We start from the raw sequence: 11,844 nt of genomic DNA on the forward strand, positions 1-11,844 counted from the left end.
TATATCTTTCTATTTACCAAATAAGACCTTTGCATTAAAAAAACCTTTTCCAATAGAAGTACCAATTGGAAAAGGCTGTTGATGACATATTAGTTTTTCGCACCGATCTGTGATTTCAATGAACGACGGAGGATTTTTCCTGTTGTATTCTTCGGTAACTCGTCCAGAAACTCTACATGCTCCGGCACTTTGTATTTGGCGAGCTTTTCCGCGCAGTAGGCTTTCACCTGTTCTTCATTCAGCGATGCGTCTTTCTTCAGGACGACGAACGCATGGACTGCTTCGCCGAAGTCTTGATCGGGCACACCGATGACGGCAGCTTCCACGACTGCGGGATGGGCAAACAGCACTTCCTCTACTTCGCGCGGGTACACATTATAGCCGCCGACGATAATCATATCCTTTTTGCGGTCGACGATATAAAAATAGCCTTCCTCGTCCTGTTTTGCCAAATCACCTGTGTATAGCCAGCCGTTACGGATGGCCGCCGCCGTTTCCTCTGGCATTTTGTAATAGCCTTTCATAACGTTAGGTCCGCGGACAATTAATTCGCCAACCTCGCCACGCGGCACTTCATCCCCAAACTCATCGACGACTTTGTTTTCCACGTTGACAATATTGGTCCCAATGGAACCCGGTACCCGGTCGCGATCGAGTGGGTTAAAGCACGTGACCGGCGCCGCCTCAGAAAGCCCGTAGCCCTCTGAAACACGGACTTTGAACTTGTCCTCGAAATTATGAAGCAATGCGACCGGTAACGACGAGCCTCCCGAAATGGCTAGCCGGATCGTCTGGAAATCCTCCGGGTTGCCTTCCGGATATTGATAAAGGAAGTTGTACATCGTCGGAACGCCGGCAAACACTGTCCCCTTCTCTTTCCGGATCGTAGCAAACACGTCCTGCGGGCTGAAGCGCGGAATTAACAGCACAGTCGCCCCTTTCAGCAACGGCGCGTTAACGACGACGGTCAGAGCAAACACATGAAATACTGGCAAAGTGGCCACGACGCGGTCATGTTCCGAGAAGCCGAGATAATCGCCGACGTCGCGGGCGTTTGAATACAAGTTTTTATGGGTCAGCATAGCCCCTTTCGGATGCCCCGTTGTACCGGACGTGTAGAGGATGATAGCGGTTTCATTTTCATCCACATCAACAGGTGTCACATCTGGCCTGCCAGCCATAATCAATCGGGAAAACGGCAACACCTTTGTTTTCACTTCATCCGGTAGCGCCTTCAGCTTTTCTTCCGAATCCGGGCTCGTCTCACAAATGATGTAATGGCCGATTGACGGAAAAGCACCTGACGCTTTTTCCACAAGCGGAATTAAGGCATCGAGCGCTATGACCGCTTTCGCATCGCTGTTATGTAAAATATACGAAATTTCATCTGGTGAATAAATCGGATTCACCGGAATGGCGGTCGCCCCAATACGCATTGTCGCATACAAAGAGATTAGAAAATGTGGTGTATTTCCTAATAAAAATGCGACATGATCTCCCTTTTGAATCCCCAAATCCTGAAGAGCAGATGCAAACATCGACACAGACTGATCGAACTCGGCATACGAAGTATCTTTCCCCATGAAGTGATACGCCGTTTTGTCCGGCTGTTCTTTTGCCGTCTCGTAAACACGTGAAACTAAATTCAACGTTACTCCCCCTTTATTCATTTTGAATGAATACTCATTCATTTCCACCTTCTGTTATTATATAAGAAAAATTTAAATATAACAATAGATTTCAACTATCTTTCAATTATCCTTCTGGCAAGCGAATTGCATGCCAAAAAAGCATAGCCCATTCCCAGACTATGCTTTTTCACTATAGCCAACTTGTTTGCAAGAGCTCGCTGCGTACTCTTGTAAAAGAGCAATGCTTTCAGCGTTCCGTTACACGTTCACAATATGCCGAATATATTCCATTGTTTTACGCTCGGCGTCTTCCAAACTGTAATCCAAACGGTTGTTTAAAATGTTCGTAAGCATCCCCTGCCAAACCAAATTGGTCATTTCATTAATATCATCGACCCGTTTCTCTTCCAGCTGCCCTTCCTTTGCCGCCAGGCTAAGAAGCGATTTTCCCCGTTTCGTCATGCTCCGTTCAAAAAGGATCGGCTTCAGCTCCTCCGGAATGTTAATCAAATCGGCCGGGTACATCTCATAATAGTATTCCAGCATTTTCTCAGGCTGGTCTCCCAGATCCATGATGAACACGGCATGAAAGATTTCCGGTTGCAGGAAAGAATGCTTGCAGAAACACTCCCACGCCAGCAAGTACTTTTCAAGCGGCGTCTTTCCTCTATTAATGTACTGCGCTACGTCCTCTACATATCCCTTCAGCAATTTCATTGAAGCGAAGAAGACGAGATGTGAGATTTCATCGAAATAATTATAGATTGTGGCACTATTGTATCCCGCGCGGTCCGCCACTTTCCGGATGGTCACTTGATTGATCCCCTCTTCTTCAATCACTTCTACGGTGGCTTCAATGAAATATTTCCACATCCTGCTCATTTGGATTTTTTTATTGCTCAACTTCCAACACCCCACACTAGTTGTTAATCTGCATAACTTGCAATATTACACAGTATACAATATTTGCTTGCCGAAAAATTAAGTTTTGTCATTGTTCTTCGAAATTCGCTGTGATAGAATAATCGATATTAATAAATAATCATGATTATTTTATTATGTTTGATTGTCAGACGTTTGGCAATCAATAACTACAGTAGTTTCAAACCTGGTTTTTGTTTTCATAGATGGGCATAGTAGTTGTAGTGTGCTTTTTGAAAACGCTACCAAAATAGTGAAAAATCCATAAACAACAGGGGTGGAAGCATGAAAAAAGTTCGAATCGACCCATTTATCTTTTGGGCATCTATCGTCGTCATTTTGGCGGCAACCATTTTACTTGTCATGAACAGGTCAACAGCAGAACCTTACCTGGATGGCTTAATGACAGCGATCACATATAAAATGGACTGGGCTTTTCAATTTTTGACGATTGGCCTGTTCATCCTGCTCATTTGGCTGGCATTCAGCCGGTACGGGAAAATCAAATTAGGTGAAGGCAAGCCGGAATTCTCCACATTCAGCTGGGGAACGATGCTGTTCACCGCGGGCATGGGAACAAGTATTATGTATTGGTCGATGATCGAACCCATCTCTTATTTTACCGGACCTCCATTTGGCATCGAGCCGGGAAGCAATGAAGCGGCTGAGTGGGCGTTGACATACGGGCTCTTCCACTGGGGGATATCCGCTTGGTCCCTTTATGCTTTTCCAACCGTCGTCATCGCGTACTCGTATTTCATTAAAAAACGGCCATCCCTAAAAATGAGTGTGGCGCTGAGCGGTGCGCTCGGGAAATATGCCGATGGATGGCTTGGTAAGTTGATCGACATTCTTGTCATTTGGAGTCTTGTCGGCGGGCTTGGTACATCACTTGGCCTCGGAGTGCCGATGGTGTCCGCCGTAGTCGGCAGTATCTTCGGTTTAGAGCAAACGATTATGTTAGATACGATTATCGTCATCTGTATTACAATCATTTATTCGGCAAGCGCTTATTTAGGGCTTCATAAAGGGATCCGCCGTTTGAGCGACATCAATGTGTATCTTGCCTTGGCGATCGCCGTGTTTGTCTTTATTACCGGGCCAACGCTGTTCATTCTGACGTACTTCACCAATAGCTTCGGCATGATGGTGCAAAACTTCTTCATGATGAGCTTTTATACCGATCCGATCAATCAAGGCGGATTCCCGCAAGGATGGACCGTATTCTACTGGGCATGGTTCGCTGCAACCGCTCCGTTCATGGGACTATTCGTTGCCAGAATTTCTAAAGGACGTACGATCCGTCAATTGATTACCCATATGCTTCTCTGGGGTTCTATCGGCGGCTGGATATTCTTCATGGTTTTCGGCGGATATACGATGAACTTGCAGCTGCAAGATATTCTCTCTGTGAAAGATATATTGGCCGATAGCGGCGGACCGGCGGCAGTTGTTGCCATCTTAAAGTCACTACCGTTGAGTGCCATCGTCTTGCCTTTCTTTGTTATCTTGGCCGTTATCTTCCTATCGACATCGATGGACTCGGCCACGTACATCCTATCCGCAATCGCTACAAAAGAATTGCAGGAAGGACAAGAGCCTGCCAGATGGCACCGGATGGTATGGGGAGCGATCCTGGCTGCACTGTCGATCTCGCTGCTTCTCATTGGAGGGCTTCGGGTCATTCAAACTTCTGCAGTCGTCGTATCTGTGCCGATTTACATCTTTTATCTATTGCTGATCGTGTCACTGCTCAGATGGCTGAAGGAAGATTTTCCAAAACAATAAGGAACCAAAACACCTAGGAGGTTTTCTGAATGGTTTTTAACGTTCGTGAATCAAATCGCGTCATTCGTACCGAGTTTCCGAAACAAGTGAAAGAAATTAAAAACAGTTGGATTCCGATGTCGGACGGCACTCGCCTGTCCGTCAGCATCTGGCTGCCAGAGGATGCCGAGCAACATCCGGTCCCTGCAATTTTAGAATATATTCCGTACCGGAAAGATGATTTCACGGCACTTCGTGATTCCTTGCGCCATCCGTATTTTGCAGGCCATGGCTATGCGAGCATCCGCGTAGACTTGCGCGGAGCAGGCAATTCCGAAGGGATCTTATACGATGAATATTTGAAACAGGAACAGGACGATGCGCTGGAAGTGCTCACATGGATTTCGGAGCAGCCTTGGTTTACAGGTGGCATTGGCATGATTGGCAAGTCTTGGGGCGGCTTCAACGGTCTTCAAGTCGCAGCCCGGCGCCATCCCGCATTAAAAGCTGTCATCACGCTCTGCTCGACGGATGATCGCTATGCGGACGACGTTCACTACAAAGGCGGCGCAATGCTCGCTTCCGATATGCTGTGGTGGGCTTCGACGATGCTCGCCTACAATGCCCGCCCTGCTGATCCCGAAGTGGTCGGTGAGGCATGGCGCGCCAACTGGCTGGACCGTCTTGAGAAGACGCCGCCTTACGTGGAAGAATGGGTAAAGCATCAGCGCCGTGATGCGTACTGGAAGCATGGTTCCGTCTGTGAAAACTATGATGATATCGACATTCCGGTCTATGCAGTCGGAGGCTGGGCGGATGGCTATACGAATGCCATTCCGCGTTTATTGGAAGGATTGAAAGGCCCTCGCAAAGGGTTGATCGGCCCATGGGCACATGAATATCCTGAGATGGCCGTTCCCGGTCCGCAGATCGGCTTCCTTCAAGAATGTCTCCGCTGGTGGGACCACTGGCTGAAAGGCATCGATACCGGAATTATGGACGAGCCGATGGTGAGAGCGTGGATTCAAGACAGCGTCCCTCCGCAAACCGATTATTTCGTTCGGCCGGGACATTGGGCAGCGGAAGAACAATGGCCGCCAGCAGAGTTATGTGATACACGTTATTACGTCAAAGGTGCTGACCTTCTTACTGAAGCGGTCGAAACGGAACCGATTCTCGTTGAAAGTGTCCAGCAGCACGGCCTGCATGCTGGTGTTTTCTGTCCATTCGGCCAGCCTGGTGACTTGCCAGGTGATCAGCGGAACGAAAATGGCTATGCGGTCGTATTTGATTCCGAGCCGGTCGAAAATCCGGTCGAAATCCTAGGGCACCCAGCGTTTACAGCAGAACTGTCTTCCGACAAACCGAATGCGCTGTTATCTGTACGGCTAAATGACGTCGCGCCAGATGGTTCGTCCACACGTGTCACATGGGGGTTATTAAATCTAACTCATCGCAACAGCCACGAATTCCCGGAAGCGTTGGAACCTGGCAAAAAGTACATGATTACCGTTGAAATGAACGCCATCGGCCATAAGCTCGAAAAAGGACATCGCTGGCAATTAGCCGTTTCTCCGACATATTGGCCGCACGCTTGGCCATCGCCGGAAGAAGCGACGCTCACGATCTATCCATCAGATAATACCTTCCTTTCGCTGCCTGTCCGTGAGCCAAAGGCAATCGATCTGGAATTAAAACCGTTCCAACAGCCGGAAACAGCAGCCGTCTTGGAAAAGGATATTTTACGAGAAGCGAAACGGACCCGTGTCATTTCACATGACGTCGTTTCAAACGTTTGGACACTTGATGATTTCTCCGACGAAGGCGCAAGAAAGCTGCATATCAATGGAATTGAATACGGCAGTACGAACCGCAACGTTTATACAGTGGAAGAAGGAAATCCGCTTTCTGCGAAGGTAGAATGTGACTGGACTTTGACAGTCGGCCGGGATGATTGGCAGACGAGCCTAGAAACGAAAAGCGTCATGACAGCAGATGAGAAGAATTTTTATCTGTTCAATCAAGTGATCGCCTATGAAGGAGACACTGAAGTTTTCAATCGCACTTGGAAAAAGGAAGTTCCCCGGGACTTTGTCTAACAAGGCAATAAGTTGAGTCGAGGTGTCATACCGTGTTAACAAGAAGAATTCATCAATTCAGAAGTTATTTGGATGCTCGGCATATCGATGTGGCGTTACTTTGGGACCCGGATAATCAATTTTACATGACCGGGTTCCGAGCCATCTCCTATTCGCGGCCAATTGTGACGCTAATTGATGAAAAAGAAATCCAGCTCATTATTCCGGCATTAGAAGAAGCGCATGCAGCAGAAAAAGCGAGGGTCGACCGGACGTACGTCTATTATGAGCAATATGCCTCTCGCGAAAAGCCGCTGACATACGAAGAACATTTGACCAGCGTCCTGAAGTCATACCCTGCTCCATGTACGATCGGCATGGAAGCGGCAGTCTTGCCCGCTTCTGTCTATGAACGATTGAAGGAAATGGGTTTTCAACTCGTCGATATTGGCAATCAGCTGACGCAAATGCGTTCGATTAAAGACCGCGAGGAAATAGAGCTTTTAAAGATCGCCGGTTCCTTGTCTGACTTAGCAATCGGCGAATCGCTGCGACATGCACGTGTTGGCGTCAGCGAGCTCGAATTTGATTCGTATGGAGACCGGCTGCTTCTCGAAATAGCCTCCCGGGACTATCCGGACGAATTGATCGGCTATGCGGACTGGACGTGTTCCGGCATACAGCGGAGTGAAATGCCCCACTTGTATTCCAGCACGCGGAAATTCATAGACGGGGATGTTGTTGTGCATAGCCGCCAAGTGTGGTTCAATAATTATCGCGCGGAGAATGAGCGGACGTTTATGATCGGCAACGGGACAGAGAAACAGAAAGATCTCCTCAAGCTGATGATTGAAGCACAACAGGTCGGCATGGAAATGATCCGTCCGGGGATCTCCGCGAAAGATGTGGACATCGCGACCTTCCAAGTTTTCGAGAAAGCGTGCTATGGGGAGTACGTTCAGCACAGAACAGGCCATGGCCTCGGCTTATCCGAACACGAGGAACCGTATTTGCGATTCGATAATGAATTGATTTTGCAAGAAGGGATGGTTTACACAATCGAACCGGGTATCTATGTGCCAGGCGTTGGCGGCTTCAGACATTCCGACACAGTGATCATAACGGAAAATGGCAGCTTTTCGATTACTGCCTATCCCCGTGATTTTGCAAGTATGCTGTTCTAACCATTTATAGAGTAGGGGAATCATATGTTATCCATGATTGTTACCATCATTGTGATTAATTTGGTCTATGTGTCTTTATTTACGCTTCGCGTCCTTTTTACCTTTAAAGGACTGCGGGTCATCGCATCTTTCGTTTCCATGGCAGAAGTGTTTGTCTACTTGATGGGACTGACGCTCGTACTCGACAACCTCGATAAGCCGATTAATATTGCTGCCTATTGTTTTGGTTGGGGTCTTGGTGTCTACGTCGGAAGTAAGATTGAGAAGAAACTGGCACTTGGTTATACCGTTTTTGAAGTGGTCGTCAACGACAATGACATGGCCATTTGCCGCCTGTTGCGAGAAAAGAACTATGGCGTCACATCCTGGTTTGCGGATGGCAAAGATGGAAAACGTCTCGTCATGAAAGTGCTGGCCAAGCGTAAAGATGAACAGAAGCTGCGTAACACGATTTTGGAAATTGAGCCGAAGGCGTTTATCATTTCTTATGAACCGACCACATTCAATGGCGGTTTTCTCGTGAAGAATTTACGATAACCCTAGGAAAATCTTATGACTGAAACGCTTTGGTATTTGTCCGATTAGAAAAAGCCACTGATCATCATTCATTAAACGATGATCAGTGGCTTTTTAAATTGTATCTTAGCCGACACACGCTAAGCGGTTGATTGCTATAGGACAGTTCCCTTCTCCTTCGTGTCCAAGGGAGGTAGCTCCTACTTAATGAAGGCCCCCTTTTACTTCTCTAGTATTTTGCAAGAGCTTTTCATTTTTACATTTCACTAGAACTCTATTTATGACTATTAATACAAAACCAAGCACGCAATACACTAAAGTGAAGGCTGCTATTATTAATGCTACATTTGTATAACTGCCGACTCCTTCAGGAATATGACCATTCGGATTTAGAAAGAAATAAGGATAGAATCCATCATACATTCCTCTCAGTAATGATACACCGCCATAAAGTATGGGAAAGGCTAACCAAACGATGATTAATTTATAGCTGTACCACTTTTTCTCTTCAAAGATCATCCAGTTTAGTAAGACTAAAATTGGAATTAGGTAATGCAATGTAAAGTTTGTAGTGACCCGAATCCCGCTGTATTCTCCACCACTTGAAAGTATAAAGTGATAAGTAGATAAAACGACCATCATATAGATAAGGGCTGCATTTTTACACAAGTCCAACATACGACTTTCTTTTTTCTTTACCGAAAGAGTATATATGCTAACTACAAAGATTATCGCAACAATGATATTAGAATGAATCGTGAACTTCGTGATCGAAATACTTGGTTCTGGTGAAAAAAATATATGTAATGGTACACTAACGATTCCTATTACAGCTATCATAGTATGCAGCAATAATTTTAAGTATCTAAGACTTTCTGTTGAAATTTTTCCAGTCATAATTCACCCCATATGACAATTGAATTACTGTATTGCTTCGTTAGCTTATTTTTCATCACCATATAATCCTCCACTCATCTTCTGGCTCTTTCCTTAACTATCCCTTATAAAAAGTCCCTTTTATATTGGACGGCCAGGTAAATCCCACCTGCTAAAAATGCCAGCCCATATTTAAACAAGAAAAAGATATTCCACATATATTCTTTAGGAAAAATCAAATCACAAAGAATAATTACGCCCAACATATAGTAAGCGCTTCTCATAGAGATTTTACTTGTCCGTTCATCTTTAGTACCCATTTTCATGCTTAATAGCAATATGATGATTGCACTGCCCATCATCACCAAAAAACCAATCCCCACGAGAATATTCCAATTTCCCGTCGATTGTTCTGCCCAAGACTTTAGTGGGTAAAAAATTGCGGCAGGGATATCTGATAGAGATTTAATTTCCATTTTGATCATTTCCTTTCAAATAGGTAAAGATATCTGTTACATCAACTTCAAAAAAATTAGCAATTCTAAAAGCTAACAGCAGCGTTGGAACATAATTTCCCTTTTCCATGACGAAGATGGTTTGCTTGGAAACCCCGACTTGCTTTGCTAATTCTTGCTGCGATAATCTGGCAAGCACACGGTATTCATACACCTTATTGGATATCGAATCACCAAAATCTTTCTTCATGATTATTACCACCTCTTGAACCAAAGTATAAACTTAGTTTTAATAAAAGTAAAGTATACTTATACAAAATAACAAAATAATTTTATTTTATCTTACATTATTTAATCATTCATTGTTAGAATGCAGAAAAAAACTGACGAAATATTAGTTCCGTCAGGTTCACATATTGATCTTGCATCTATATATAGCGACAGTTGGCCCGCTTTAATTTTTGCCTTGAAAAAAGCACCGGCATTTATGCCGATGCCTTAATATGCGCCAAGTAGCGCCAGCGAATTAAGTAAAAATAAATGATCTGCATAAGCGTAAAACCCGCAAGCACGAGCAGCAGTTCTTTCACAATCGAAATTTCCGCCAAAGCGTCCCAGATGACTTGTAGGGAAAGAAACGCGAACGAACTATGCACGAAGGCGACGCCCCATGGGAAGAAAAACTGCGGGATCAATTGCCGGTTCACAATCCGTTTGAATTCCTTGTCCGTAATTCCCATGCGCCGCAACACGTCAAACTGCTTGCGGTCCCGTTCGAGCGACGTGTACAGCCGGAAATAGATAAAGCTCCCTGCCGCCAGGAAAAAGACGCCCGCGAGCAGCAGACCGACAAATAACAGCAACGAGAACGTCGTGCGGATAATTGCATAGTTCGCACCCGGGTTGTCAAATTTATACGGCAGATGCTGAATGGTCCCTGTAATAAAGGACTCCGAAATGGATCGATTAATCTGCAGGCCGACCTCTTTCGTATTTTGCCAGTCCGGAATATTGAATGCATAATAGACCGAAGCCGGATCGATATCCTGCATGATGATTTTCTCAAAATCACTGTCATTCAAAATGATGGCGTTTGTCCCAATAGCGTTTGAGGGAAACACTTGAAACGGGTACGCCCCTTCGATTTGAATGGTAATATCGGTTTCCTTCAACGTCGTCTCGACCGTCCGCTTTTTCAAAAAATCGTACGAAGAGGCAGAAGGCGGCAGGAACATCGCATAGCCCTTGGATAAGTCAATCTTGCTGTAGCCGAATGACTGGGCAAGCAAATTGACGTTGGACAGTTTTAATATGGAGACCCGATTCTCAGTGAATGATGATGTTTGCTCAATGATCGGTATTCGTACCAGTGTATAATCAAGCTGCTTGTCTTTCAACTCCTCGATCAGTTCGGCGACATGGCGCTGTTCCATTTGATTCCCCGGAAAACTGTGATAGACGAGGCCAAGCGGATTCATTTCACGATACTGGGACGCGAAGGAGGTCAGTGAAGCCAAGATGCCGACAGACATGAACGCGAGCGTCGATACGATTGTCACGATGAAGAACATCCGGGCGTTCTCCTTCAGGCGGACGACCCCTTCCGAGACCGAGAGCAGCCAGAAATGGCGCCAATAAAACTTTTTACGCCGCCTGAACAGATGCAGCAGAAACGGTAGCGAATCGGTAAAGAAGAAATACGTTCCGATTGTCGCAAGCGGCGGCAGAAGAAAAATCAAACCGATGACGATGGAGTTGGATGTGGATGCCGCCGCCCAGTAAGAAACGCCGAGCAGGGCCAAACCGAAAATGGCCCTCTTTGTGGAAAAGCCGTGTGAACCCAACTCTGCCATTTCACCGCGGATCAGTTCCTCCACCCGTCCTGTCCGGATAAAAACAGGAGCGGACAATGAAATGATAATGAACAGGCTTAAAAAAGCCCCGACTGTCAGCGCGAATGGCTTCCAGGATAAATAAAGCGGCAATGCCGGCAATAGAACAATTTCCTTTACGACCATGAAAAAGAACTTTGAGAACATATAACCTAAAAATGTTCCCGCTAAAATCGCCCCGACTCCAATGATCAGCGTTTCAATGAAAATGAGGCGGTGCAATTGCCTTTTTTCCATACCGAGATGCAGCAGGATGCCGAACTCTTTTGATCGCGCCTGCAAGAAAGCCCGCATCGAATAGAACAGGAAAAAGAGCGTGAAGATGAATAGAATCAGCTCTGCCGCTCCCATGCCGACGAGTGCAATTTCCTGCAGAAACCTATTTTCGATGGATGGGTGGAACAATAGCATCGAATAAAGGAAAAAGACCATAACTGAAAAAACACTAGCCATAAAAAAAGCGGCATAAATCCGGCGGTTCCGGATGACGTTGCGATACGCAAATTGGCGGAAATTCAAGCTGT

Annotated in this window: 10 protein-coding genes; 4 read left to right on the forward strand and 6 right to left on the reverse strand. The window is 45.8% G+C overall.

Translation table 11 applies throughout. From position 1 onward, the window contains the following. Window positions 1-89 precede the first annotated feature (89 nt). Both ACSW3C_RS10850 and ACSW3C_RS10855 read right to left on the reverse strand, forming a co-directional pair. Window positions 90-1,649, reverse strand: a complete 1,560-nt coding sequence (locus tag ACSW3C_RS10850; RefSeq protein WP_486562607.1) for a fatty acid--CoA ligase family protein — start codon at window positions 1,647-1,649, stop codon at window positions 90-92. A gap of 240 nt (window positions 1,650-1,889) precedes the next feature. Next, on the reverse strand, window positions 1,890-2,534 hold the full coding sequence (locus tag ACSW3C_RS10855; RefSeq protein ID WP_486562608.1) for a TetR/AcrR family transcriptional regulator: 645 nt from the start codon (window positions 2,532-2,534) through the stop codon (window positions 1,890-1,892). Between the two features lie 303 nt (window positions 2,535-2,837). Here ACSW3C_RS10855 and ACSW3C_RS10860 point away from each other — a divergent pair, with 303 nt between their 5' ends. Genes ACSW3C_RS10860 through ACSW3C_RS10875 form a run of 4 tightly spaced genes read left to right on the forward strand, consistent with a single transcriptional unit; the run spans window position 2,838 to window position 8,118 of the window. Next, complete coding sequence (locus ACSW3C_RS10860; protein WP_486562609.1) at window positions 2,838-4,340, forward strand: BCCT family transporter; 1,503 nt, start codon at window positions 2,838-2,840, stop codon at window positions 4,338-4,340. A gap of 29 nt (window positions 4,341-4,369) precedes the next feature. Then, on the forward strand, window positions 4,370-6,418 hold the full coding sequence (locus tag ACSW3C_RS10865) for a CocE/NonD family hydrolase (RefSeq protein WP_486562610.1): 2,049 nt from the start codon (window positions 4,370-4,372) through the stop codon (window positions 6,416-6,418). A gap of 32 nt (window positions 6,419-6,450) precedes the next feature. After that, entirely contained in the window at window positions 6,451-7,581 is a 1,131-nt protein-coding gene (locus ACSW3C_RS10870) for a M24 family metallopeptidase (RefSeq protein WP_486562611.1), read from the forward strand. Between the two features lie 24 nt (window positions 7,582-7,605). Further along, window positions 7,606-8,118 carry a DUF2179 domain-containing protein gene (locus tag ACSW3C_RS10875; protein WP_486562613.1) on the forward strand — a complete coding sequence of 171 codons (513 nt, stop codon included), beginning with the start codon at window positions 7,606-7,608 and terminating at the stop codon, window positions 8,116-8,118. 183 nt (window positions 8,119-8,301) lie between these two features. Here the strand turns inward: ACSW3C_RS10875 and ACSW3C_RS10880 are convergent, their stop codons facing one another. The 4 genes from ACSW3C_RS10880 to ACSW3C_RS10895 all read right to left on the reverse strand — a co-directional run bounded on the left by ACSW3C_RS10880 (window position 8,302) and on the right by ACSW3C_RS10895 (window position 11,839). Next, the gene (locus ACSW3C_RS10880) at window positions 8,302-8,994 is read right to left on the reverse strand and encodes a Pr6Pr family membrane protein (protein WP_486562614.1); all 693 of its coding nucleotides are present in this window, start codon (window positions 8,992-8,994) and stop codon (window positions 8,302-8,304) included. Between the two features lie 104 nt (window positions 8,995-9,098). After that, window positions 9,099-9,449, reverse strand: a complete 351-nt coding sequence (locus ACSW3C_RS10885) for a DUF2178 domain-containing protein (RefSeq protein WP_486562616.1) — start codon at window positions 9,447-9,449, stop codon at window positions 9,099-9,101. Then, entirely contained in the window at window positions 9,439-9,678 is a 240-nt protein-coding gene (locus ACSW3C_RS10890) for a helix-turn-helix transcriptional regulator (protein WP_486562617.1), read from the reverse strand. The genes ACSW3C_RS10885 and ACSW3C_RS10890 overlap by 11 nt, the downstream gene beginning before the upstream one ends. Window positions 9,679-9,913: 235 nt before the next feature. Next, window positions 9,914-11,839, reverse strand: a complete 1,926-nt coding sequence (locus ACSW3C_RS10895) for an FtsX-like permease family protein (RefSeq protein WP_486562619.1) — start codon at window positions 11,837-11,839, stop codon at window positions 9,914-9,916. Window positions 11,840-11,844: the final 5 nt, after the last annotated feature.

The sequence above is a fragment of the Sporosarcina sp. AD_1 genome, from assembly GCF_057373025.1.